The 25415-nt window shown below is 50.1% G+C and carries 16 protein-coding genes; 1 reads left to right on the plus strand and 15 read right to left on the minus strand.

The genetic code is table 11. From position 1 onward, the window contains the following. The 5 genes from F0L74_RS11005 to F0L74_RS11025 all read right to left on the minus strand — a co-directional run bounded on the left by F0L74_RS11005 (nt 1) and on the right by F0L74_RS11025 (nt 13790). On the minus strand, nt 1-4506 hold the full coding sequence (locus F0L74_RS11005) for a hypothetical protein (RefSeq protein WP_149837916.1): 4506 nt from the start codon (nt 4504-4506) through the stop codon (nt 1-3). Between the two features lie 47 nt (nt 4507-4553). After that, entirely contained in the window at nt 4554-4943 is a 390-nt protein-coding gene (locus F0L74_RS11010) for a hypothetical protein (protein ID WP_149837917.1), read from the minus strand. 13 nt (nt 4944-4956) lie between these two features. After that, the gene (locus F0L74_RS11015; RefSeq protein ID WP_149837918.1) at nt 4957-10077 is read right to left on the minus strand and encodes a fibronectin type III domain-containing protein; all 5121 of its coding nucleotides are present in this window, start codon (nt 10075-10077) and stop codon (nt 4957-4959) included. Between the two features lie 14 nt (nt 10078-10091). Continuing rightward, nucleotides 10092-11816, minus strand: a complete 1725-nt coding sequence (locus F0L74_RS11020) for a porin family protein (protein WP_149837919.1) — start codon at nt 11814-11816, stop codon at nt 10092-10094. Between the two features lie 204 nt (nt 11817-12020). Beyond that, nucleotides 12021-13790 (minus strand): thiamine pyrophosphate-requiring protein, encoded by a 1770-nt coding sequence (locus tag F0L74_RS11025; RefSeq protein WP_149837920.1) that lies wholly within the window; start codon nt 13788-13790, stop codon nt 12021-12023. 354 nt (nt 13791-14144) lie between these two features. Between F0L74_RS11025 and F0L74_RS33635 the strand changes: the two genes are divergently transcribed. Next, nucleotides 14145-14522 carry a KGG domain-containing protein gene (locus tag F0L74_RS33635; RefSeq protein WP_213086940.1) on the plus strand — a complete coding sequence of 126 codons (378 nt, stop codon included), beginning with the start codon at nt 14145-14147 and terminating at the stop codon, nt 14520-14522. 105 nt (nt 14523-14627) lie between these two features. Here F0L74_RS33635 and F0L74_RS11035 read toward each other — a convergent pair whose 3' ends face one another. From F0L74_RS11035 to F0L74_RS11080, 10 genes are all read right to left on the minus strand, one after another. Continuing rightward, nucleotides 14628-15527 (minus strand): DUF4382 domain-containing protein, encoded by a 900-nt coding sequence (locus tag F0L74_RS11035; protein WP_149837921.1) that lies wholly within the window; start codon nt 15525-15527, stop codon nt 14628-14630. A gap of 328 nt (nt 15528-15855) precedes the next feature. Beyond that, nucleotides 15856-17790, minus strand: coding sequence for a 1,4-alpha-glucan branching protein GlgB (gene glgB / locus F0L74_RS11040; protein ID WP_149837922.1), 1935 nt, complete (start codon nt 17788-17790; stop codon nt 15856-15858). 162 nt (nt 17791-17952) lie between these two features. Then, on the minus strand, nt 17953-19689 hold the full coding sequence (locus tag F0L74_RS11045) for a DEAD/DEAH box helicase (RefSeq protein ID WP_149837923.1): 1737 nt from the start codon (nt 19687-19689) through the stop codon (nt 17953-17955). A 61-nt stretch (nt 19690-19750) separates the two neighbouring features. Next, on the minus strand, nt 19751-21058 hold the full coding sequence (gene rimO, locus F0L74_RS11050; protein ID WP_149837924.1) for a 30S ribosomal protein S12 methylthiotransferase RimO: 1308 nt from the start codon (nt 21056-21058) through the stop codon (nt 19751-19753). Nucleotides 21059-21332: 274 nt separating this feature from the next. Next, complete coding sequence (locus F0L74_RS11055) at nt 21333-22208, minus strand: cupin-like domain-containing protein (RefSeq protein WP_149837925.1); 876 nt, start codon at nt 22206-22208, stop codon at nt 21333-21335. A gap of 167 nt (nt 22209-22375) precedes the next feature. Beyond that, nucleotides 22376-23338 carry a signal recognition particle-docking protein FtsY gene (ftsY, locus tag F0L74_RS11060; RefSeq protein WP_149837926.1) on the minus strand — a complete coding sequence of 321 codons (963 nt, stop codon included), beginning with the start codon at nt 23336-23338 and terminating at the stop codon, nt 22376-22378. Nucleotides 23339-23587: 249 nt separating this feature from the next. Further along, the gene (locus F0L74_RS11065; protein ID WP_149837927.1) at nt 23588-23761 is read right to left on the minus strand and encodes a DUF4295 family protein; all 174 of its coding nucleotides are present in this window, start codon (nt 23759-23761) and stop codon (nt 23588-23590) included. 90 nt (nt 23762-23851) lie between these two features. After that, complete coding sequence (rpmG, locus tag F0L74_RS11070; protein WP_149837928.1) at nt 23852-24034, minus strand: 50S ribosomal protein L33; 183 nt, start codon at nt 24032-24034, stop codon at nt 23852-23854. A gap of 29 nt (nt 24035-24063) precedes the next feature. Continuing rightward, nucleotides 24064-24300: a 50S ribosomal protein L28 gene (gene rpmB / locus F0L74_RS11075; protein WP_145715343.1), complete on the minus strand. Its 237-nt coding sequence runs from the start codon at nt 24298-24300 to the stop codon at nt 24064-24066. Nucleotides 24301-24751: 451 nt separating this feature from the next. Further along, nucleotides 24752-25339: a carboxymuconolactone decarboxylase family protein gene (locus F0L74_RS11080; RefSeq protein ID WP_149837929.1), complete on the minus strand. Its 588-nt coding sequence runs from the start codon at nt 25337-25339 to the stop codon at nt 24752-24754. Nucleotides 25340-25415 lie beyond the last annotated feature (76 nt).

Raw genomic sequence — 25415 nt, forward strand, 5'->3', positions numbered from 1 at the left:
TTATTGTATAGGATTGTACATACTGATCACCGTGCTGGTACCGGGCTTTTGTCCGGGCAGCATGTAGGTGAGCTTCATTTTATAGGTACCCTGCCGTATTACCGGGAATATGGCGTTCAACAGCGGCTTATACTGCGCCGGTAATGGCGTATAGATGGCTTTACTTACCAGCTGCGTCTGGATCTCTACCAGATCCGTCTTATACTGGTTAGGCAGGTGGTAGCGGTAAGGCAAACGGCCGCCATCCGGGTACAGCAGGTAAGTTTCTATAGGCAGGATGGCCCAGCTGGGGATCAGCGACTGGTTGCTTTCCCTTGGCAGGTTTACCATACCGTTATACGGATAGTTGCTATAGATGAGCGGTTTGATATCCTGTTCGAAATAAGGCTCGCCATCCAGTACAGCCTCGCCTTTGATGAGCGGCTGCCCGTCTGAGAATTCAGAGCCGGTGAGCTCTTTCTCATCAAACACTTCTATGGTGTTGATGAAAGTTTGCAGGGCATGCACATCCGGCAGGAAGATAGGCTCGCGTATCACCTTGGTAATGCTTACGGCGCTCATCTTCTGCGCAAATGAGTTATACTGGCTGGTGCTGAAGTTATAGGTCAGGATCATCTTTTCACCGGTGGCGGTATTAGTTAATGCGCCGCTGGCCTTATTATCCCGTATATCTGTTTCACCGCCTTCTGCCTGCGTATCGCCTGTGTTGGCGGCGGTATAACCCTGCGTTACCTGTTGCGGCGTGCTGCCTGCAGGCGGCAGGTTAACGATCTCCAGCGTGTATTTTGCCTGGTTTGTGAGGGCAGGCGAGCTCCATACCAGTTGTTTATTAGCGGCGTCATAGCTAAAGCCCGGGTTGGTGATCTGCCCGTTGGCCGCTTTGAAATGCAGTTCCTGCTGCCAGCCGGCGCTCTTATCAAACAGGTAGGACTGACCGCGGCGTAATTGTATATAACCCTGGTTGGACTCTGTGGGGAAGAAATGTTCCTGGTCCACTACCGGGTAAGTATACTGTACGTTGCTCATGGGAATGCTTTCCGGCGCCTCGCCGGTGGTAAAGCTTACTTCTTTGGACTCCAGCGCTCTCTGGCCATTATCCATTACCGGGCGCCAGCTGCTGCCTACCAGCTCCTCAAAGCTTACCTGCACCAGCGCTTTTATGGTGGCGTGCGGCGGCAGGATCTCGTCAGAATAAAAGGCCACGGCATCTTTGCCATCGTTCCATTTCAGCTGGCCGCTAATGTTAGCGCCATTATTATTCATTTCGAATTTCTCCAGTTTTACGCGGTATTTCTTAGGATTGCCGGCATCATCATCCAGCTCGATCTCTTTTTCCACCGCCATATTAAATACGGCCTGCGGCGCTTCGAACACATCTACTTCTGTTGATTGCTCTTTAGGCGTAAGGTCTGAGATCACTTTAATACCATCCAGCGGGCTGCCGCCTACCAGCTCACATTCCTGGCCCATTGTTACTTTAAAGTTCACCCGGCCTTTTACCAGGCCACCCAGCACGGAGTAGTAACCGCCTACATAACCGCGCATCCAGAACGGGTTGGGCAGTTTGGCCTGTACCAGCACCGCTGCGCCTACCTTGAGGATGCTGATCTTCTTGGTCTTAAAGAACAATTTGATCTTTAAACCTATATCACCCTGGAAGTATCCATAGGCTTGGCCGTTGGCATACCAGCCATTGATGCCGATGGGCTCATTGCTGCCTTTACAATGCACATCTTCTCCATAATCCTTGAGCATGATATCGAAGCCAAAGCCGGCGTCGAACTTGGCATAGAAGATCAGGAAGGTGAGGTCGCCGGTGCTGAGACTAAAATCCGCCCCAAAGGCAAAACCTGATCCTTTGTCCAGCGCATTCAGATCGCGCATATAATCCAGTTCTCCCGCCTCTACGCCCAGTATACTGGCTACGATAGCCGGCGGCGGCGGGCTGCCGGGTATTTCCTTACCCACCATCAGGTAAGCGCCTGTTTGTATATTGATGGGGCCCAGGCCAAACTTGATACCAATGCGGTTATCCGGGCGGCCTATATGGATGTACCAGATCTCCGGGTCAAAGTGCATGACGCAACTACCCGCCAGATCGCCCGCGCCTACACCGCGCAAGGGGCCTGCGCTCAGGTATACTTCAAACACCCCGTGTAAGGAGGAGTTAACAAAATCTATATCCAGACTGGCCACGGCGGTAATGGCCGCATCGTTGCCCATGGCCTTACGTTCCGATTCATATTGGTTTTTGCCTTCTTCATCGCTAAAGCCCAGTTTCTCCATATTCTTGGCCAGTTTATTAAACTGATCAAGCGGCAGGTCTTTTATGAATTTGGCGGTACCATCAAAATGGATATACCGCAGGCCGCCGCCGGTAGAGAAAGCCATCTCCAGCGTAGCCATACCGTTCACCACTTTCTCTGAGGTAGTAGCAAAACCAACTGAGGCTTTAAAGCCAAAACTTACCTGGTTATCCGGCACATAGAGGAAGCCGGTAGGCGTAACGCCAATACCGGAGGTACCCGCGGGCGCCCTGCCACCCAATTTCATGTGCTGGTACGCGCCGCCGCCAATACCGTTGATCTTAAACCCGGGGAAGATAGGAATGCCCGCCATACCTAACTGGGCAAACGCATCCGCATACCAGTAGCGGTAATCCGGCAGGCGGCCAAATACCGCTTTAGCCGTTACCGTCAGGCTCAGCTTTTTCAGCGTCATGGACAGATCGCCGGCGAATCCTTTTCCGTAGGTAGGGTCATCTTCAAAGATGTAGATATGCCCATCCAGCGCAATGCCGCTATTGTCAAAGCTTACGCCTATCTCATTCAGTCTTATTTTAGAGAATTTCCAGCTTTCCAATCCTTTACCGGAATCCAGCTTGCCAATGATATCCAGGTTGGCATCTCCCCGGAAACCGCCATCTTCCTCACCGCTCAGGTGCACATCTATGCCAAAGCCCAGGCGCACCTCGTCATTACTGGCGGCTACTTCTATGTTATTAATGCTGGCCGGGAAATTGCCAAGGGAGATAGTACCATCATAGCCAAAGCTGGCGATCTTGATCTTGGGGCTTACGGTTTGCAGCTCCAGGCCCTGGAACTCAATATCCGCCAGTTTGCCCACGCCATCATCATCTATCGGCGCATCCTGTTTGAGGGTAGCGTTGATGGTCATTTTACCATTCAGCGTAGCCTTGGGCAGGAACTTGCCATCCTTTACGCGCAGCTCCACAGAGGAGTTGCGGTATAGGGTTACCTGCGATGCGCGCAGGAAACCGAATTGTATACTGTCTTTGGGTTTTACGGTTAACAGGTATTCATTAGCAGGGCTGATAAGGGCATCGTATACCAGTTCCGTCTTATCATCCACCGGCAGTTTTATTCTGCCGCCAAAGCCGGCGCCTTTGAGGTTATTGGCCACCAGCTCCAGGGAGAACTTGTCTATGGAAAAAGGCCAGGAGCCGGCGCTGCCCTCTCCTATCGGCACCAGGTTATTGGCGCTTACCAGGCCGGTAAAGCCCTGGTTATCTATCAATATATTTTTGCCTTCTATGGTGATGGGCTGCGCTTTATCTCCTTTTTTGAAGATGCCCGGCAGGTCAATATGCAGGGTACTGATGGATACGCCCCTCCATACGTTGGGGCTGCCGGGAGGCATATAATCCTGCACATAGCTGGCAGGAAATACGGTGGCGGGATCATTACGCAGATCGCTAAAGTCAAACACCGCCTGGTTAATAGTGAAGTTAAAATCCTTGAGGCCATTCACCTGGAAGGCAGGCAGGCTCAGGTTCACCATAATATCGTTCCAGTCGCTGGCTATAGTACGGAAGCTGCCTTTTACCTGGCCGGTAGGCATGGGCTGTCCGCCGCCATCTACCGGGATCAGTATATCGCGGGAGAAGAGCACATCTGCCGCAATACTCAGCTCTTTAAAGCCTTTACAATCTATAGAGGCATAGGTGACGGGCTCACCGTTGTTCACCATATTGTTATCCTTATCGAATGCGCCTTTCAGGATCAGCGTTGATTTGCCGCCGCCCAGGTCAATGGGAAAATCGCCCAGCAGGGAAAGTTTCACATCTCCTATAAGGCCGCCGGTACGGGACAGCTTTACGCCGTATGCGCCAAAGAACAGGTCTTTTACTTTGCCGGTGGTATTCTTCTGGGGGATCTTGATCCGGAGGAAGGCGGTAAACTCCGCATAATTGGGATTGAACTTCACCTGGGTGATGCCCACGGTATACTGCACGTTGTTAAGGGTGCGGCTTTCGCCAACGGGCAGTTTCACCAGGGATTCCGGGGTGATGTTATCGATCAGGTTATTGTCTTTATCCAGTTCGTCGAACAGCGCCAGGGCGTCATTGAGCGTAGGCAGCAGGCTGGCGGCGCCGGTGGCAGCAGCCGTACTGTCTGTTACGGGTGTAATGGTACGGAAAGGCGCCGCCGCTGCCATGAAAGAGGCCATGGCAAGGAGCGTGAATAGGTATAGGGTTTTACGCATCCGTTAAGGATTTTTTATAGGTATATATCGGTTAGTAACAGCAGGCCTCAATGAGATGTTCCCATCACAGAGAAGTCGCCATTTAAAAGATCGCTGCAATATTTTTCAAGGCATATAGCGGCATAGGCGATGGTAGCCTTCACTTCATCCTCCTCGTCCAATAAGCCGGCAGCCTCCAGCTGCTCATATTCCTTTCCACTGTCTATCTGCTTTTTTTGCAGGATATCCGGCAGGTGGTAGTACTTATCATTCCTAGGATCGATCACCACAAACCCCATTCCTTCTTCACGTTCAAACGTAAACAGCTGCAGCTTTGCGCGCCCATTGCTGAGATGCGCTTCATATGCATTGGGCGGCGTTTCAAACACCAGCTGGTACGTTTTTATCAATCGTTCAAATTGCTTTTCCAGGAATGGGAGATAAAACGCAAACTCCATATCGTCTCTTTTATTATTTGTTAATATCTATGAGCAGATTATCCTCAAATTTAGTTACTGGCATTAACTTGCTAAAGTTAGGGCTGCCAGGCGCTACCATCATGTTTGTTTCAGGATCGAACCGCCATCCATGCTTCCACTCAAAGCGGTGCACCTCTTTACCAAACCCGGTGAGCACGTTCTTACCTTTTCTTAAGGTATACAAATTCCGGAAGCTCGAAACAATTATCACGTCGGCTTTCTGTGCTACGGCAGCATCCACCCACTTGGCGTTTACATTATCAAAGAAGCCGCCTTTTTTGGTGAATGATCTCACCACATCCTCAGATACATTCAGCAAGTTAAACCTTTGCCCGGCGGCCGTCAGGAATTGCGGATTGGAAGCCGGCGCTACGGCCATCGCATTTGTTTCTACCGGGTAGTTCAACTCCTCCAGTATTTCTTTCAGGTCAGCGTTAAAACTACCTACCAGGAAGGTACCTTGTTTGGCGTTATAGAGGATCTTGGCGCCGGAGGTAGGTACATGTATGAACAGGTGCCCCTCATTGGCTAAAATCCTTTCCGCCACCTCGCGGGGACATTTCACGATTGCCATCACATCCGCCACCTTCAGTTCGTAGTCAGCGATCAGGTCATCCAGCTTCTTGAGCCCCGCCGCGCCAAATGCTTCCAGTTTGGCAGCCAGTTCCGGATTTTTAGCCTTCAACTCTGCAAAGTCCTTAAATTTCCATTCCTGGTAAGCCGTTTTTAGTTCATCCACCGCCAGTTTAAACTCCACATATTTCACCCCAATGCCATAAAACAGCCGGATGCCCTGCGCAATCATAATGTATTTATTAGCGGCCTCCCACTTCTCCAGGAATTTTTTACCAGATTCTGTTTTGGCCAGCATTGCCTGGTTATCTGCAATATAGAGGTTACCATTTGCCACTACCAGGTCTATTGTAGCAAACAGGTATGTCCAGAAAGAGGCGCCTTTTGTCCCAAGCTGTTTAGCCGCCAGTACGGCTATCAGCTTGTTCACCGCGTTCATGATGGCATATTTCTCATAATTGCTGGTTATATACGCCATATACATGGCCGGCACATAGGCGTCTACCCTGGTGCCATCTGCTTCCTCGGAGAAAATCCTTAACAGCCTGAAGGGCTCGCTTTGATAGGAGTGACCTAAGTTAAACGGATCTGACAGGTTGATCATGCCGCAGTTCGGGTTCCTGGCCGTATAGCTAATAGACACTTTGCCGTCCTGGCCAAACAGGTTAGCCCAGGGGGTGAACTGGTACTTCACATCATTCTTGATGGACCCGGCTTCATCATAATAAGCGGCCTTTGTGACCATGAGGCCTTGGTCCGCCCATTTATAGTAATAGTTACAATCGTCTTTACTCAATGTCTCCTGGAAAGCGGCCAGCCTGGTATCAAAGGCATCAAACTCCGCCTGCCATTCGAATTCTGTCTTACTTCTGAAGAATAGTTGCGACATGGCGCTGAAGTATTCTTCCAGTTCCGCGCCATCAATATTCTTAAACAGCAGGGCCAGCAAACCGGTGTTATCCAGCCTGAAAGTGTCCAACACTTGTTTAACCTGATCGTCCGGCGTACTTCTGATCAGTTTTACGATAGACATCTCATCGTCATTGCCTACCAAAAATCCATCGGCTATATTCCTGATCAGCGCCACCCGCTCGCTTACGCAGAGGAAGTTCTTCAGGTTCTCTTCACTTATACCGCCCATCTTATCATCCAGCGTAGAACTGTTGGGGTCCCTGGCCAGCTCACCCAGCAAGGTCTGTATTTCCGTAGGCTTGCTTTCCATAGGTATTGTACAGTCTATACATACCTGGCCTTCTATCTGCTTAACGCCTACCAGCTTCCGCAGGTCATCAACAACCTTGATCTCCTTAAAATCAGTATACTTAATGGCTTGCGACTGGTAACGGCCTGCATAGAATGCCAGCTTACATTTGCTGTATTCTATACCTGCAACTATCAACTGTGTGCCCCCTACATCCGTAAATTCATATTTTGCCTTAGTGTTATCAGCGTTTTCATAGTAGCCGGTGAAATCTCCGCTCTCATACCGCGCCAGCCACTGTTTGTTATCTTTCGTGAAACCGGTCACTACGCCAATAGCGTCTTTTGAGATAGACGAGGCATTACCGCTACCGGCCACCATCACATAACCACCAAAGGACACTTTTACGTCTTTAGGCAGCGCAATGATCTTCCCATTGGGCGCCACGTAATTGATGTTGCCATTAACGATATAATCTGCATCTGTAATGCCTGGCAGCTTGTAGTCAGATACAAGGATCATTTTTGTGTTGAGTAGTCCTGCATCCGCATCACTCTGGAACACGCCCCATACTATACCGGGGTTATGCGCTGCGTCCCACTGGAATTTAGTAAGGCGCTGGCCATCGTTATAATTCATAACATTATCCGCCAGGTCGCCGGCGCCAAATCCGTAGCCGTCGAACGTGTGTTTGAGGTTAAATATGCCATGTCCCAGCTCATGCGCGGCGGTTAATCCCAGGTCGCTGCTACCATCGGTGAACAAGTAGCCAAACTGGTGATCACGCGGCATGTCGCCGGCCAGGGCGCCCTCCTTGCCTTTACCATTGCTCAGCACAAACAGGTATACGGTGCTGTTATCCGGCTTACGATCCTGGATATAGGCATTGTTAAGGGCCTTCATCTCATCTGTAAGCGTGCTGAATAAGCCGCTGCCGGAGGCATTCAACTGCCTGTCGCCATCCAGATCCCAGCTCATGTTGGTGAAGGTTTGATCTACGCTTACATCCCAGTGTATGCCTATGGAGTCATATACTTTGTTCAGCGTTGCCGCTATACCTGCGGCATCGCCGGGGTTACCATTCACCGGCACCAGTACCAGCTTACGCTGCTTCTGCCCGTAAGCGGCTATTTTTAATTTACCCAGGGTAATGGACTGGCCATTAGCCGGTTTGTATATGGCAAACAGTTCCTGCGCATCATCCGCCGGGCCACCTACGATGGAGACCTTGTATCTGTTATTCCCTATTGACTCGCTCAGGAATTGCGAGCCTTTACCAGTAATAAACTTAATGCTGTCCGCTACGATCGTATTATCATGTAATTCCACTTCGGCCGTTACCACATCGGTTTGCCCGGCAGCTACTGCTTTGGCGGATACCCGGTAATCGTCTGACAGTTTTTCGTATTCCGCGCCAAAGATCTGGCTCTTTGCATATACAGGATCCCAGGCATCGAAGGCATATTTTGCATCCGGATGTCCGGTGAAACGTACTACGGCTTTATCCGGATGCAGCTGGTTGAGCTGTCCGGCCGGCGGTAATGCTGATGCGCCACCGCCTTTGGCCACCTGTGTTACCTGGCCTTTTTCATCTACTTTATAAATATTACCTGCTGCGTCTTTTACGGTGGCGGGCAGTTTGTCTACTGTTTTGGTAACGGTTTCTCCATTGCTGCCGGTAACGGTGAGCGTACCGCCAGGCGCGGGGTTGCCATCCGCATCCGTATTGGGGGTAGCTTTAATATCTTCCGGTTTATCTACCACCACATCCAGCACCACATCCGCCGTATCCGTACCGGATACTACGTTGCCGGTATTACCACCGCCTTCGAACGTATCATCCAGGTTGTTGATACCATTCCAGCTGGCGTCGTATTCCGTTACTACCTGGCCCTTCACCATACGGTAATCCGTGTTGATGAAGATGTTGTTAAACATTACGCTTACCTGGCCGCCTTTGAGGTAAGGTATGCCAATGTATCCTTTACCGCTGTAGTTGCCGTTAGCGCCCTGGACTTCCAGGATCTTCACGGGAAAATCGCCTGCCATGAACATATCGCGGGCGCGTATAGCAGGCAGCGGTTCCTGGTTGCTGATGTCTACTTCCGCAGGTATCACACCGCAGTTATAGGCGGTTTCCGCCAGCTCATCTGCCGCGGTGGTCACTGTTCTTACATCTGTAAAGGTGCTTTGTCCGCCATCTGCACAATTGCAACGCACTTTGTATTCGTAGGCGGTAGCCGGGTTAAGCTCTATAAGCGTAAGGCTGTTGGCATTGGTCTTTTCTTCAAACCAGGCGGCATCCGGCGTATTGGCCTTGCGGTAGGATACCACAAACTCCTGCTGGTTGGCGGTACCGGGGTTCCAGCTAATGGCGGCGCGGGTGCTGCCTTTAGCCTCTGCATCCTGGTTCTGCGGCACGGCGCAGGAGCCCTGGTACACAAAGCTGAAGATCTCGCTGTAACCGTTGTTCTTAAAAAGATCCATCTCCTGCGCGGCCACCAGGCTTTTGGCCCTTACGCGGAATGCGTAGGTACGGCCGCTTTCCAGCAACGGCTCACCAGGGCCATACACCAGCATGGTGTTCATGGTGGTGGTGGAGTACAGCGGTTTGCCGGCCAAAAAGCCGGCTTGCGGATTATAGTTAAAGCCGGGCATCAGCTCCACCAGCTCCAGCTCATACTCTGTGGTAAAGGCGGAGTTGGGAGAGCCCTTATGCCGGGGCGTCCATTGAAAGGTGATGTATTGCGGGTCCCGTACGGCCACGCGCGCGTTGTTTTCCGGGAAGTTGATAACAGGCGGATCGTTCAGTACTATCCAGGCATTGGCGCAACCACTGGCAATGGATAGTTTTGCGCCTGTTTTCAGCTCATATACGTCAAAGCATATACGGTATAATCCTTCCGGCAATTTGCCGCCCTGCTGGCGGTAGGTATTGGCGTCCAGCCCGGCAAAGTTCAGGTTCTCCGCACGGAAATAAGGCTCGAGATCAGTGCCGGTAAGCCTTTCCGGCACGCCGCCATCGAGGGTGAGGATGGGTACATTTGCCTGCGGGTTGGTGCTCAGCTTTACCCCCTGCCCTTCTATATTTACCCGCAGCTTTACCTGTACGTTGGAAGCGTTGATATCGCGCAGCAGCAGGTTCACGATCATCTTATCATTGGCGCTGCTGGTATAGTCGCTGGTATAAGGGGAATACGGCGGTATAATAATGGTATTCACCTGTACGGGGTAAACCTGCGCTTTTAGCCCAAAGCTGGTCAGCAACAGGAGCAGGCAACCAACCAGGTAACGGGCGTTTTGCCTGAAAGAAAGTATATGATTAAAAAACGTACGCATGCCTAAGGAGTTGATCAGAAACTATAGTTGTAACCCAGTGTGCCTGTCCATTCGTTAAAACGGGATGGCGAGCCGCTGTTGGGCGGCTGCTGCAGGTTGTTCCTGAACAGCGTTACCAGGCTAAGGTTGATATTGTGTTTTTTGAGGAAGATGTAACTGCCACTGGCGCGCAGATTATAGATATCTACCAGCCGCTGGCCGTTGTTACTGCTGGTATTATAGGTAGCAGAGAAACGGGTCTTTAGCTGTTTGTGGAAGAAAGGCTTTCCTACTGCCAGCGTAGGGCCCCAGGCCAGGGAATTGTTGCCGGGCAGGGTATTGTAGCTGAGGTTCCAGGCGGCTGTAAAATTGGTCTGCACCGGCACCAGCATCAGGTTGTAGCCCGCATTCACATTATAGAACTCCGTATTGCCGGCGCTGGCCCCCTTATCCCCCTGCTTATCCGATGCATGCTGGAAAGACAGGTTCATGTTCAGGCTCTGCCTCCGGGCCTTATTGTTGCCCAGCTGGTAGTTTATATTGTAATTGGCATTCTGTGAGATCTGTGTGTAGTTGAGCGTATCCAGATTATCGTAAGGCGTTAGCTGTGTAATATCCTGGAACTGCGGTTTTATATAGGTGTATGACTGGAAGTTGCTGTAGGAGGCATCCATCTGCAGTTTTTCACTGGCGGTATAGGAAAGGTTCAGGGAGCCTACAAAACGTTTCATGTTGCTCATTTTCTTATGCGCCAGATCATCCTGCTGTACGCCGGCATTACCGCCCAGCACTACTTTATTCTTAAAGAGCGCCTGGGAAAAGTTCACCGTTACGTTCTGGAAATCGTTATTAAAGTAATAGGCGCCCAGGCTCTGGTATTCCGGGTCTACCCGCTCATACCCTACGCCCAAGCTAAAGGCGCGTACGCTATAGTTCATACCGGCTTTAAAGGCGTGATAGGTTGCGGTAGAGCCCCTGCGTTGGATAAACGGATCCGTAATAAAATCGCCTTTGCCGCCGGCACTGTCCTTACCGGCGCGTATATCGCGGGTGAGGGTGCTGATAGCATATTCCGCAGTAAGCTTAAGGCCTTTATACACGGTAACGCCGCCGGTAAAACCGATGGCAATGTTTTCCTGGGGCAGTACATTCTGCGCTTCCGGCACTACGGGCAGGGAGGTGATATCATCTTTAGCCCGGAACAGGTTCACGGACAGATCGTAGTTCTTGTGATCGTACGCCACCTTAAAACCATAGCCCATACGCTGGTAGGCGGGCTGGTTATTGGGGTTCAGCGTATCCGGCCGTACGGCGCGTTGCAGCTGCCCATACATGGCGCTGTATTTAAAACCGCCCTCCGGCGCCAGCTCCACTCCAGCGCCCAGGAACTGGTGGCCGCTGAGCGTGTAAGGCGAAAAGGTCATGGAGGTCCAGCCCAGGTGCGCCGTTACCCATTTATAGGTGGGGTGCAGACTGTATTGATTAAAAGGCTGCACATAGCTGAAGTTTTTGTTGGTATAGGAAAATGAAAAGGGAACATTCCAGCCATAGAGGCTGAAGTTGATATTACCGCTGAGGAAATAGCTAAACGGGTCGCGACGCTCCGCGCCGTTAGAGGTATACCAAATGGAGCTGGCAGAAACACCGCCGCTTACATGAAGGGCTTGTTCCTGGCCTATACGGCTCAGATCCTGTGCCTGAGAGGATAGCGGTACACTTGCGGTTATCAGATAAATAGACAGGCGTAAAAATCGGCTCAATAGGTATGAGGGTTTTAAATAGGATAAAGGGCGTTCACAGTTTCAAGGGCAACAGGTCATTTTCGGGGCAAATATAAAAAATAAATTAATATTAAAAAATATTTACAGGCATTTATAGTTAGGACGCCAAACCATCAAAAGCGAAAACCCCGGGCCACACGTTGGCGGACCCAGGGGCTTCCGTACATCAAACAGTATTGTATATCAGCCGTCTACAAGCTCTTTATAGGTTTGTTTGATAATATCCCAGGCTTCGCTATCACCTTTTACCAGGGCGGCAAAGAAATTACGCCGTTGTTCCTGGGTAATGTGGGGTGGCAGCATAGGCACATCCGGATCTGCCACAACCTCCAGCAATACGGGGCGGGTAGCATCCATTGCCTGTTCCAAAGCGGGTATGATCATTTCCGGCTTGTCTGCTTTGATACCTTCGAGGCCCAGCATATTGGCGTATTGCGCGTAGGGGAAATCCGGGATATCCTGGGAGGCGGCAAACTTAGGATCGCCGGAGAGCGCACGCTGTTCCCAGGTGACCATATTGAGGTCCCGGTTATTGAGCACTACGATCAGCATACGGGGCGAGGCCCATTCTTTCCAGTATTTAGCGATGGTGATCAGTTCATTAATGCCCTGCATCTGCATGGCCCCGTCGCCCACGGTGGCTACCACCATACGCTCCGGGTAGGCGAATTTTGCGGCTATGGCATATGGCACTGCGGAGCCCATGGTGGCCAGGTTCCCGGACAGGGAGGCCTTCATGCCGCAACGGATGCGGAGATCCCTGGCGAACCAGGCGGCAGTAGAGCCGGAATCGCCGGTAAGGATAGTATTTTCCGGCAGGAAACGGGAGAGTTCCCAGAAAGCCTTCTGGGGGTTGATGGGGTTAGCCTCATTTTTGGAGCGTGCTTCCAGCACTTTCCACCATTTGGCCGTTTCCTTTTCTATCTGTTCCCGCCAGCTGCGGTCTTTTTTACGTTGGATAAGCGGCAGCAGGGCCCTGAGCGTAGTTTTGCTATCGCCATGCAGCAGCACTTCCATGGGATAACGGATACCGAGCATACGCCCGTCAATATCTATCTGCACGCCCCTGGCCTGCCCTTCCTTTGGCAAAAATTCTGAATAGGGGAAACCGGAGCCTATCATCAGCAGGGTATCACATTCCGCCATCAGGTCCCAGCTGGGTTTAGTGCCCAGCAAACCAATAGCGCCTGTTACATAAGGCAGGTCGTCCTGTAATACATCCTTACCCAGCAGTGCTTTGGCCACGCCAGCTCCCAGCAGATCTGCTATTTCTATCACCTCTGCGCTGGCATTTGCCGCGCCAGCGCCTACCAATATGGCTACGCGCTGGCCTTCATTCAAGACTGCGGCGGCCTTTTGCAGGTCAGCATGGTGCGGCACTATATGCGGCCGGTGGTAACCTGCAGCGGAATGCACAGTGCCATGTTCGCGCGGTGGCGCTTCATAGTCCATTTCCTGGATATCGTTTGGCAGGATGATACATGTGACGGTGCGCTCACTGAGGGCAATGCGGAAGGCCCTATCCACCAGGTGCCGTACCTGGCTGGGATCCGTGCACATATGTACGTATTCGTTCGCTACATCCTTGAACAGGGACAGCAGGTCTACTTCCTGCTGGTAACTGCCACCCAAGGCGGAACGGCGCTGCTGACCAATGATGGCCACCGCGGGTTGATGATCCAGTTTAGCGTCGTATAGGCCATTGAGTAAGTGTATGGCCCCGGGGCCGGAGGTGGCCAGGCATACGCCCGCCTGCCCGGTGAATTTGGCATGGGCGCAAGCCATAAAAGCGGCGGATTCCTCATGCCGTACCTGTATAAAGGGGATCTTTTCGCGGCTGCGGTTCAGCGCGCCCATGAGCCCATTGATACCGTCTCCGGGATAACCAAAGATGCGTTGCACTCCCCAGGCGCCCAACCGCTCCAGTATGAAATCACTAACTGTTTGTGCCATTTTGTATGCGTTTGATAATGAGGATAATAGGGTCTCCAGTTACGGGTCTCCCTGATTTTCATGGTTACAACTTTAACGCCAGCTTGCCCGTTGGTGTAATGCGTACACATATGGCCCCATAAAGGTGTGGACATTTTCTATATACTGTAGAACTGGTTACCCGCCCCCTTGCTGGGCGGCTACTACTATTAGTTATTAATTTCCACAGGCTTATATAATATTACCGTAATGGCGGTGATTGAGCGCCAGGGCCGTCCATGGCATAGTCCTTGTTTGCCATATAGCATATAAGCGCGTTTATAGGCATCAATTACAACGGAAACCTATTTTTCAAACCACTAAAAATCTGATGTTATGACAATGCAAAGCAGCCACTCGAATCAGGAAGAGAACTGGCAAAATGTTGTTGACCATGAAAACCCGCAAGTGGACGACAACACAACACAAAACGATACTCAGAAAAAAGACGATACAAACCGCCGCAAGGCTTTACGCGGATTTGCTGCTATGGATATGGAAAAACAACGTGCCATTGCCAGTATGGGCGGCCGTGCAGCACATCAGCAAGGCGTAGCGCATGAGTTTTCTTCCGAGGAAGCACGTGCAGCAGGCCGTAAAGGTGGCGAAGCCGTAAGTCAGAACAGGGAACATATGGCCGCTATCGGTAAAAAGGGCGGTGAAGCCGCTCATGGGCGCCGGCGTCAACGCCAGGAGTCCCAGCAACAGTCTTAACCGGACAGCGGGAAGATAAAAAGCCGAAAGGTCACAAGTCAGTTTTTTTGCTGCTTTGTGACCTTCCGGCTTTTGTATTATATATCGCTATAGGTTATAAGGTAATTATTTCACCAATACAATCCTGCCCACATCTGTGTTCTTATTCCGCTCTACCGTTATATCGTTTACTGTTTTATCCTGGTAGCCGTTGGATGCATTTATAAACACGTTGTATTTACCGGCTTTGAGGCCGCGCACCTTAAACTGCCCGTTAAACCAGGGTAGTGCATATGCCGTATCTGTGCCATTGGCCACTGTTACCACCGGCCAGGCAGCAGCCGGCGTTACCTGTCCGGACAGGCTACCGGTAGTTTTAAGTGTAAACACCACTATGAAGGGCCGCAGGATGAACTGGCCATTCCTTACTTTGATGATGGAGCGATTAATGTCAAAGTCGAGCCAGAGGTGGAAATCGCCGGTTGTTACTTCGTCCCAGTCATCGCCACGCAGCTTAACAATGATCTTTACCTGGCCGTTTGCAGACTTAAGCGGATAACGTACGCTGTCTTTTACCAGCGCGTTGTTATTACCCAACGTGATGCGGATCTTCTTTACTTTGCCTTTAGGCACAATACCGCCGGCCAGTAACGTATCCGCCCCATTCCTTAAGGACAGTACATCGTATACGCCCGGCGCCACACCCAGGGAATTCCATACCTGGCAATTGTCCTTATCATCATGGCGGTCTTCATCCCACCAGCAGCGGTCTCTCCAATCCCAGTTACGGTCATCATCATCGTTTGGATCGCTGGTACAGGTATCTACCAGCACTTCTACTTTACGGATATCGAGGAATACATTGTCAAAGAAACCGGGATCATCCGACAGGTGGATGCTCAGCTTCTGCTGGTTGGGGCCTATCCCTGGCTGCGTGGAGTTATCCTTCTGACAGGCATACACGACAATTGCCATGAGGCATAGCAGTACCAGCGGCCATCTCAGGTTCCGGAGGTGGTTCTTCATAAATTAATGGTTTTAAGTGTTTATTGGATTATCAGGAATCTTTAGGTGTTGCGCCTTGTTTTTGGTGATTATTGGCCATTCCTACACGTATTACGCTATATTATAAAACGCAGCGTGTCCCCTGTTATATTGCATTTTGTGCTGCGTAATTTTTAGATGGGAACTGTTAAAGAAAGTTTAAAGGGCGTAAAAAAAATTATTTACCAGGTATTAGATCCTTTCATAAATGATAATTAATAGCTATGGTTGACGGTAAACAAGGCTGACTAAAAACAAGCAGGGCTGACCACTGGTTTGTGGTCAGCCCCTGGTATCGTAAAACGAAAATTTATTCCTGCTTTAGTACAATGGCGCCTAATGGCGGTACGCGCAGTTTGATCGTATAATCCTTTCCGTTATAAGCCTGTTGTTGTGTGGTAATGGCCCCGGTATTCACTACGCCGCTGCCGTAATAACGCGGATCATCGCTGTTCAGGATCTCTTTCCAAACGCCGGCAGCAGGAACGCCTAACAGATAGTCTTCCTGCACCATGGGCGTCATGTTCAGCACTACCAGCAGCTGGTCCTTTTCGTTGACGCCTTTACGCATGTATGCCAGCACGCTGTTGTCATAGTCTGTTACATTGACCCATTCAAAGCCGTGATAATCGAACTGTTTTTCATACAGGGCGGGCTGTGAGGTATACAGCTTGTTCACGTCCTTTACAAACTGCTGCAATCCCTTGTGTGTGGGATGTTCCAGCAGATTCCAGTTGAGCTCTGACTTGTAGTTCCATTCCTGCGTTTGACCAAACTCATCGCCCATGAACAGCAGCTTGGTACCAGGATGGGTGAACATGTAGCCATATAACAGGCGCAGGTTGGCAAACTTCTGCCAGTCATCACCGGGCATTTTATAGATCAATGGCGATTTACCATGCACTACTTCGTCATGGCTTAGCGGCAACATAAAGTTCTCGCTGAAGGCGTAGGCAATGCTAAAGGTAAACTGATCCTGGTGCCATTTGCGGTGCAGCGGGTCCTTTTTAAAGAAGTCGAGCGTATCGTTCATCCAGCCCATCATCCATTTCATACCAAAGCCTAAACCTCCCAGGAAGGTAGGTTTGGATACGCCGTAAAAAGAGGTGGATTCCTCAGCAATGGTCTGCGTATCCGGGAAGAGGGCATAGATCCTTTCATTGAGGTGCTTCAGGAAGTTGATGGCGTCGAGGTTTTCCCGGCCGCCAAATTCGTTTGGCTCCCAGGCGCCCGCCTCGCGGGAGTAATCCAGGTGGATCATGGAGGCAACAGCATCTACGCGCAGGCCATCCAGGTGGTATTTCTCCAGCCAGTAGATGGCGTTGCTAAGCAGGAAGCTTTTTACCTCGTTACGGCTATAGTTGAAGATATAGCTGTTCCAGTCCGGGTGAAAGCCTTTGCGCGTATCTGCGGACTCATAGACATGCGATCCGTCAAAGCGGTAGAGGCCATGCGCGTCGTACGGGAAATGCGAAGGCACCCAATCCAGCAGTACCCCAATGCCTTCCTGGTGGAAGGCGTCTACCATGGCCATAAAGTCCTGCGGCGAACCGTAGCGGGAGGTGGGCGCATAATAGCCGGTCTGCTGGTATCCCCAGGAGCCATCAAAAGGATGTTCCCCTACGGGCATGAGCTCCACATGGGTAAAACCCATTTCCTTTACATAGGGCAAGAGCCTGTCCGTGATCTCCTTGTAGGTGTAAAACACCTCGTGGTCATTAGGATCCGGGCGGCGCCAGGAGCCTAAGTGCACTTCGTATACAGTAAAGGGGCTTTGCAGGCTGTTATGCGCAGCCCGTTTTGCCATCCATTGCTTATCCTTCCATTTATAATCCAGCTCCCAGGTAATGGAGGCTGTTTTGGGGCGCAGTTCCCAATACAGGGCAAAGGGATCGCCTTTAAACAACTCCTCCCCAGAGCGGGAGCGGATAAAGTATTTATAGAGGCTGCCCTTTTTTACTTTGGGAATAAACCCTTCCCATATGCCGGAATGATCCCAGCGCGGGAACAGGGTATGCGTGTAACGGTCCCATTCGTTAAAGTCGCCGGTAACTGAAACATAGGCTGCATTGGGGGCCCATACGGCAAAGTAGGTACCCTTCTCCCCTTCGTATTCCAGGAAGTGCGCGCCAAACTTTTCGTACAGTCTCTCATGCGTGCCTGCCTGGAACAGTTCAATATCCCGGGAGGAGAACAGCGAAAAGGGTGCTACAGATGGTAATGTGCGGTATGATTCAGTTGACATCAGCTATTAGATTTCATTTTTTGGGTGTTCCATTTGCTCATAACGCGTTGATCGTTTCCGGATGGAAAATAACGAAAAAAGTCCTCCCGGTAGCACCGGAAGGACTTTTTATTTTTCCAATTCCCTATAGTAATCTTTTCAGCTATGTTGTGTGCAAAGCTATTAGTATCTGCGTTTGAAGCCGGGACGGGGAGCGCCGTTCCTTCTGCCGCCTTCTTCGCCATCCCTACGGGGCGGACGGCTGCCACCGCCGCCACTGCGACGTTTGTCACCATCCTGCGACATTTCGATACGAACGCTACGGCCATTGTGTTCTGCTTTTTTAAATCCTTGCACAAATTTTTCCACCACATCGTTTTCCACTTCAAAGAAGGAGTATACGCCTTTCAGGTCTATACGGCCAATCTTGTTGCCCCTTACCCCGCTGGTATCGCAGAGGTAACGCAGCATATCGCCGCGGGTAAAATCGTCTACAGAGCCGAGGTTGATGAACAGGCGGGTAAATTTACCGGTGCCACGGAAGCTCATGCCGCCGCCGGCGCCATTGCTTTCACCATAGGTACGCTTTTCTTCCTTTACGTTCAGGTCCGGCGCATCCTGGTAGTATTCCAGGAACTCGTTAAACTCCAGCGAAGCAAAGCGCTTGATCAGCTCTTCCTTACTCATGTTCTGAAACTCTTCGTATATACGCTCCAGATAGGGCTCTATCTGCTCCTCGTTCACGGTTACGTTATGTACCTTATGCACCAGGCCAAACAGTTGTTTTTCGCAAACGGCAAAACCATCCGGCACTTCTGCCTTAATGAACTTTTTGCTTATCGCCCTTTCTATCTGGCGGATCTTACCAACGTCACGACCAGTAATGATAGCAATTGATATGCCCGATTTACCAGCGCGGCCGGTACGGCCACTACGGTGTGTGTAGTTCTCTACATCATCCGGCAGTTCGTAGTTGATAACGTGGGTCACATTGTCCACGTCGATACCACGGGCAGCCACATCGGTGGCCACCAGTACCTGCAGGGCTCTTTCGCGGAAGCGTTTCATCACTTTATCGCGCTGCTGCTGGGTAAGGTCGCCATGGAGGGCGTCTGCATTATAGCCATCGCGGATCAGTGATTCTGCGATTTCCTGGGATTCTATCTTGGTACGGGTGAACACGATACCAAAGATCTCAGGATTATAATCCACAATACGTTTCAGCGCTGCGTATTTTTCGCGCGGGCGCACCACGTAGTATTCATGCTCAATATTTACGTTGCCACTGTTTTTGGTGCCTACGGTCAGCTCAAAGGGGTCCGTCATGTATTGCTGGGCAATACGGCGTACTTCCTGTGGCATGGTGGCGGAGAACAACCAGGTGGTCTTTGTTTGCGGGGTTTTGGAGAGGATGTTATTGATATCTTCCTGGAAACCCATGTTCAGCATTTCGTCTGCTTCGTCCAGTACGGCATAGCGTACATTTTCAAAGTTAACGGCGCCGCGTTCAATTATATCCAGCAGGCGGCCGGGGGTAGCAACCACCACGTGCGCGCCTCTTTTGAGCTCCCGCAACTGCTGTACGATGCTGGCGCCGCCGTAAACGGCTACTACGCTCAGATCGCCCAGGTGTTTGCTGAAGTTCTTCAGATCGTTCGTTATCTGCAGGCACAGCTCACGTGTAGGGCATAAAATAAGGCCCTGGGGCTGTCTGCGCTTAATATCCAGTTGTTGTAACAACGGCAGGCCAAATGCTGCCGTTTTTCCGGTACCCGTCTGTGCCAGTCCCACAAAATCCCGGTCGCCGGTCAATAACACAGGAATAGCTTTTTCCTGTATAGGGGTGGGTGAAACAAATCCCAGGTCCTGGATTCCTTTTAAAATGGGCTCCTGTAAGCCCAGTGATTCAAATGTTGTCATTGATTTGCTTTAACAGGCTCCGTCCGGAGCCATTATGTGTAATAAGCCGGAGGCTATCTGCTTAAATTAGTTCCCCCTCCAGGTCGTAATCAAACGCCTTGGTGATCCGCACCTGTACGAAATCGCCAGGTTGCAGTCTTTTGCTCGTATTAATAATTACTTCATTGTCTACCTCTACGGAGTCGAACTCTGTACGCGCCAGGTAACGGCCGGATTCTTTCTTATCCACTATTACCCTGAGCACTTTGCCTACCATTTCCTGGTTTTTTTCCAGCGAGATCTCCTGCTGTACTTCCATGATCTCCTGTGCGCGGCGCTCTTTCTCCTCTGCCGGGATATTATCCTCCAGCTCGTAGGCGCTGGTGCCTTCTTCGTGGCTGTAGGTAAAGATGCCTACACGGTCGAAGCGCATTTTCTCCAGGAAACGTTTTGTCTCTTCCACGTCTTCGAGCGTTTCGCCGGGGAAGCCGGTGATGAGCGTAGTGCGGAGGCAGATGCCGGGCACTTTTTCGCGGATGGCGTATACCAGTTCTTCCATTTCCTCCCGGGTGATCTGCCTTTTCATGGCTTTGAGCATGTTGTTGGCGGCATGCTGCAAGGGCATATCCAGGTAGTTGCAGATGTTGGAATGCTCGCGCATTACATCCAGCACCTCCATGGGGAATTTATGCGGGTACGCGTAATGCAGGCGGATCCATTCCAGGCCGGGTACTGCTGCCAGCGCCCTTAAGAGGTCTGCCAGGCGGCGTTCCTTATAAAGGTCCAGGCCATAGTAGGTAAGTTCCTGCGCAATGAGCATGATCTCTTTTACGCCAAAACGCACCAGCTTCTCCGCTTCGGCCACAATGGCTTCTATGGGTTTGGATACGTGGCCACCGCGCATCAGCGGTATGGCGCAGAAAGAGCAGGTACGGTTACAGCCTTCTGCTATTTTCAGGTAGGCGTAGTGGGCGGGCGTGCTTAAGAGGCGTTCGCCCAGCAGTTCCGCTTTATAATCCGCGTCGAATTTCTTGAGGATCAGCGGCAGCTCCATGGTACCAAACCAGGCGTCTACACCTGGTATTTCCTGTTCCAGATCGCCCCGGTAGCGTTCGCTGAGGCAACCTGTAACGTATACTTTATCCAGCCGTCCGCGCTGTTTAAGCTCTACCTGTTCGAGGATGGTGTTGATAGATTCTTCCTTGGCTTTATCAATAAAACCGCAGGTATTCACAACAACAATGTTATGGTCTTTTTTGGTGTTCTCGTGTACAACATCGATGGCGTTTGCCATTAGCTGACCGCTAAGCACCTCAGAATCAACCATGTTCTTAGAACATCCTAATGTGATAATATTAACCTTGTCTTTCTTTAAAGTTCTTGTCTTCATTGCCGGTTTATTACCGCCACGAAGACATTAAAGACACGAACAAATAAAAACAGCAGACTTACTGTATGTGACTTTGCCTTAGTGGGGGTGTATTGTTGGAAGGTGCAAAGGTAACGATTAATGTGCAAAAGTGCAAATATGCCGTTTAAGGGTGTATAAATGCCTTCCCGTAGGATCAATCATGTACCTGTAACGATTGCATAATTAGCACATCCTTTAGTGAAATGCAAATTAAAAAATTGTGAAGCTGATGAGTTGATGGTGTGTATGCATATCAACTCATCTCTTTTATGAGACGGCCCGCTTTGCGGTGGGCCAGTTTGCGTTTATAATGGTACCACCATTCCGGCGCGAGTTTAATGAGCAGGTTGTTCACGCCACGGAGGCCAACAAGATGATAGAGGCCGTTCAGCTTGCCGGTGAGGCTCTGGTCCAGCGCCCGCAGGCTCATGGCAAAGCCGCTGTCCATATACTCCATATGGTGCCAGTAGCCGCCAGGCATAAATAAAGTATCGCCATGGTTAAGGATGGCCGTATAACCGTTAGCGTATTCCAGGGCAGGAAATTGTTCTGTATCCAATGCCTGGTGCCAGTTTAGAAAGTTGGCGGCGCTTTCTACGGTAAAGGGCATACGATAAATCAGGGGGGATTGTTTGTTCTCCAGTAATAATACCCGCTTACGGCCTAAGAATTGGGTATGAAAGATATGGGACAGGTCGATATCGTAGTGCATATGCGCTACGGATCCGGCGCCGCCTACAAACAGCATGGGATATCGTTTCAGGAAGCCTTTTGCCAGGTGATCCGGCCAGGTAAAGTCCGTTACGATCCGGGGGGCATGCTGGAAAATGTTAAACAAGAAGATGCGTAGTTGGACCGGCCCCTGCTGTATCATATTAAGGTAGTCGCCAAAGCGGATATAATCATCGGCGCCGTTCACCACTGTGCCGGCCCCTGCCCTTTCATTGTTGTAAACGCCAACGGTCTGGTTGCCTACGATAGATTGGAAATAATCCCAGGTCCATTTGTCCCGGGCTGGCCATTGTTTGCTTAGGCCGGATATCACCAGCGGTTTCCGCGGCTCGTAATACTGTTGTCTGAATGCTTCCGGGGTAATCTCTTCAACTCTGTCTATAGCGATTATATTCATATAAACGAATTGTAATGATATACAAACAAGTAAAGGGTGTTAAAACAGAACAATCATCCAAATTTAAATAAAAGAGCTTTACAACCGATTATAACCTAAAATAGTGCCAGTTACGGCACTATTTCTTTAATAGGAATTTTATATAAATAAAGTAAATTATTTAATAATCAGCCATTTATGCTAAATAGTGAATCTACAAACTCTGTTTTATCAAAGACCTGCAGATCCTCCATTTTCTCGCCGATACCGATGTATTTTACGGGTATTTTGAACTGGTTGGCAATGGCGAGCACTACGCCACCTTTGGCGGTACCGTCTAATTTTGTGATGGCCAGGGCGGTGACCTCTGTAGCGGCGGTAAACTGGCGGGCCTGCTCCAGGGCGTTCTGACCGGTAGAACCATCTAATACCAGCAATACCTCGTGCGGGGCATCCGGGATGACTTTTTTCATTACGCGTTTGATCTTGCTCAGCTCATCCATCAGATGGGCTTTATTATGCAGGCGGCCGGCGGTATCTACGATGATCACATCCACATTACGGGCGGCGCCGCTTTGTACGGTATCAAAAGCTACTGCGCCAGGATCGGAGCCCATTTGCTGTTTTACGATGGGTACGCCTACGCGGTCGCTCCAGATGGTGAGCTGGTCTACGGCGGCGGCACGGAAAGTATCTGCTGCCCCCAGTAATACGGATTTACCGGCTTTTTTAAAGTTATAGGCCAGCTTGCCGATGGTGGTGGTCTTGCCTACGCCGTTTACGCCTACGACCATGATCACATAAGGTTTCTTACCCTGGGGCAGGTCAAAATCGCGGAAGCCGCCATCTGGCGCGTCTACCAGCAGACCTGCAATCTCTTCTTGCAGTATCCTGTTCAATTCACTGGTTCCCAGGTATTTATCTTTAGCAACCCGTTTTTCTATGCGGTCGATGATCTGTACAGTAGTATCTACGCCTACGTCTGCAGAAACGAGGGCTTCTTCCAGGTTATCCAATACTTCAGTATCAACGGAGGATTTGCCGGCGATGGCGCGGCCTACTTTCGAGAGGAAGCTTTCTTTGGTTTTCTGTAGTCCCTGATCCAGGCTTTCCTTCTTTTCCCGTGAAAATAGTTTATTTAAAAAGCTCATAATTATTGGGTTTGGTCCATGGCTCCAGCCGGAAATCATGGACGTCCGGTTATTTCCAGGCTGCAATTTACAATTAAACGGCGATTAACTGATGTGCGGATGTGCAGATGTGCTAATGTGCTGATGGGGGATGTGTTGATGGATCAAAGGGCGACGGGGGTGGATGTGCGGGCGGGGCTAATCACAAACACAAAAAGCTGTACCGTATAACGGAACAGCTTCTGTGCAATATGATGTTGTAAAGCCGAATTACTTTTGGTTCATATACTCCTGGACCTTGTCCTTGTGTATAATGGTATCTTTAAAAGTATAGGCGCCGGATTTGGGAGAGCGAACTGCTTTCACCACTTTGGTCCACACCTTTGCGTCAGCGGCAGCCTTCGTATCTTTTACTTTCGAGTTCTTAGAAGCTTGTTTTGCCATTGGTAAATTGGTTTATCGGTTTAATTGCTAACTGGTTTTGAAACAGTTGCGTATAAACAACCATTTCGCCTTTAAGACAATTTAACTAAATTATTTAATTTCTTTGTGTACAGTCACCTTACGCAGGATGGGATTGTACTTTTTCAGCTCCAGACGCTCCGGAGTGTTCTTTTTGTTCTTGTTGGTGATATAACGGGAAGTACCCGGCTGACCAGAGGTCTTATGCTCGGTACATTCCAGGATTACCTGCACCCTGTTACCTTTCTTTGCCATTGTATATTACAATTAAGTGAATGCTGTAATTAGATTTCCTGACCGGCAGCACGCAGTTCTTTTACGACCGCATACAGGCCTCTTTTGTTAATAGTCCTTAAACCGTCCGCAGACACTTTTAAGGATATCCAGCGGTCCTCTTCCGCCAGGAAAAAACGCTTTTTCTGCAGGTTGGGCAGAAATCTTCTCTTAGTTTTGATATTAGAGAAGGAAACATGGTGACCTGTTATCGGCTTCTTTCCTGTCACCTGACATACTCTTGCCATGATCGAAAAAATTTTGGACTGCAAAAGTCCACCTTTTTTATTGATTTCGCAAATATTGTTGCTTAATTTTATTAACACCACCGGATAAAATTAAAATGTGGATATATATGCAGGTGTTAATTATTTTAAACGATTTACTAATCAACGGGTTATGAAAATTGTTTCAAAAGATATCCACATTTTCTTTTATACCTTCCATTCGGGAAAATCAGCGAAATATGTGGTTAAAAAGGTAATGGTCATATGTTTATTGTATCCTCAGCATATCCATCTTTCACAAGATATCAGTCACCAATTTCACAAAAACGCATCGGATCGTTGCAAAGATAGTCATTCGTATTTACCCTGCGAGGGAATAAATTAACATTCCCACGAATATATGAGGCGCTGCCCAAAAAAATAGGCGCCACACCCGCGAACGATGTGACGCCCTCCTATCGCGGCTAAGAATTTACAGGATTGCCGTCAGGCTGCGCAGTACTGCACCCAGGCGCACCGCATCCAGGATGCGCTGTTGCTCTGTACCGTGTTTCAGCAGCGCCTCCTCGTGGGAGGTCACGCACATTTCGCAACCATTCAGGGCGGATACCGTCAGGCTTAACAGTTCAAAGAACTCCTTGCCCAGCACGGGGTTGGCCATAATGCTCATCCGGATACCGGCGGGCGTTACATTGTAGAACTCCTTATTCACAAAATGCCGGAAACGGTAAAATACGTTGTTGGCATTCATGAGGGAGGTGCAGCTGATGACTTCTGCAATTTCTTTGTCAGTAGCGCCATGCTCCCGGGCCAGCGTTTCGAGGGCTGTTTGCAGGGCAGGTTGCTTTTCGTTAATGGCTACGGCAAAACCAAGCAGGTATGCTTCCTTTTTTTGCAGGGTAGCTGCTTCCAGGGCATTGGTGATATTGATCTTCAGATCCTTCAGGTACCGGGCATCTGTAGCTACCAGCGCCTGCAGGTGGGTAGAGAGGGCGCTTTCTGTGAGGCCCACCGCCTGTAGCAGCTGGATGGCTGTATCTTGATTTGTAGTGGCAAACATGATCTATACTTTTTTAAATAAGAAGTCCATGACGCATAGTTAACTGCCTAAACGCAACCAATATGGCCATGGACTA

It is taken from the genome of Chitinophaga agrisoli (assembly GCF_008386695.1).
Taxonomy (GTDB): Bacteria; Bacteroidota; Bacteroidia; order Chitinophagales; family Chitinophagaceae; genus Chitinophaga; species Chitinophaga agrisoli.

Excerpts from the sequence above, each read along its gene's own strand:
- F0L74_RS11045 (WP_149837923.1), bottom strand. The coding sequence starts at position 19,689 with ATGACAACATTTGAATCACTGGGCTTACAGGAGCCCATTTTAAAAGGA.
- glgB (WP_149837922.1), bottom strand. The coding sequence starts at position 17,790 with ATGTCAACTGAATCATACCGCACATTACCATCTGTAGCACCCTTTTCG.
- rimO (WP_149837924.1), bottom strand. The coding sequence starts at position 21,058 with ATGAAGACAAGAACTTTAAAGAAAGACAAGGTTAATATTATCACATTA.
- F0L74_RS11015 (WP_149837918.1), bottom strand. The coding sequence starts at position 10,077 with ATGCGTACGTTTTTTAATCATATACTTTCTTTCAGGCAAAACGCCCGT.
- F0L74_RS11005 (WP_149837916.1), bottom strand. The coding sequence starts at position 4,506 with ATGCGTAAAACCCTATACCTATTCACGCTCCTTGCCATGGCCTCTTTC.
- F0L74_RS11010 (WP_149837917.1), bottom strand. The coding sequence starts at position 4,943 with ATGGAGTTTGCGTTTTATCTCCCATTCCTGGAAAAGCAATTTGAACGA.
- F0L74_RS33635 (WP_213086940.1), top strand. The coding sequence starts at position 14,145 with ATGACAATGCAAAGCAGCCACTCGAATCAGGAAGAGAACTGGCAAAAT.
- F0L74_RS11025 (WP_149837920.1), bottom strand. The coding sequence starts at position 13,790 with ATGGCACAAACAGTTAGTGATTTCATACTGGAGCGGTTGGGCGCCTGG.
- rpmB (WP_145715343.1), bottom strand. The coding sequence starts at position 24,300 with ATGGCAAGAGTATGTCAGGTGACAGGAAAGAAGCCGATAACAGGTCAC.
- ftsY (WP_149837926.1), bottom strand. The coding sequence starts at position 23,338 with ATGAGCTTTTTAAATAAACTATTTTCACGGGAAAAGAAGGAAAGCCTG.
- F0L74_RS11055 (WP_149837925.1), bottom strand. The coding sequence starts at position 22,208 with ATGAATATAATCGCTATAGACAGAGTTGAAGAGATTACCCCGGAAGCA.
- rpmG (WP_149837928.1), bottom strand. The coding sequence starts at position 24,034 with ATGGCAAAGAAAGGTAACAGGGTGCAGGTAATCCTGGAATGTACCGAG.
- F0L74_RS11035 (WP_149837921.1), bottom strand. The coding sequence starts at position 15,527 with ATGAAGAACCACCTCCGGAACCTGAGATGGCCGCTGGTACTGCTATGC.
- F0L74_RS11065 (WP_149837927.1), bottom strand. The coding sequence starts at position 23,761 with ATGGCAAAACAAGCTTCTAAGAACTCGAAAGTAAAAGATACGAAGGCT.
- F0L74_RS11080 (WP_149837929.1), bottom strand. The coding sequence starts at position 25,339 with ATGTTTGCCACTACAAATCAAGATACAGCCATCCAGCTGCTACAGGCG.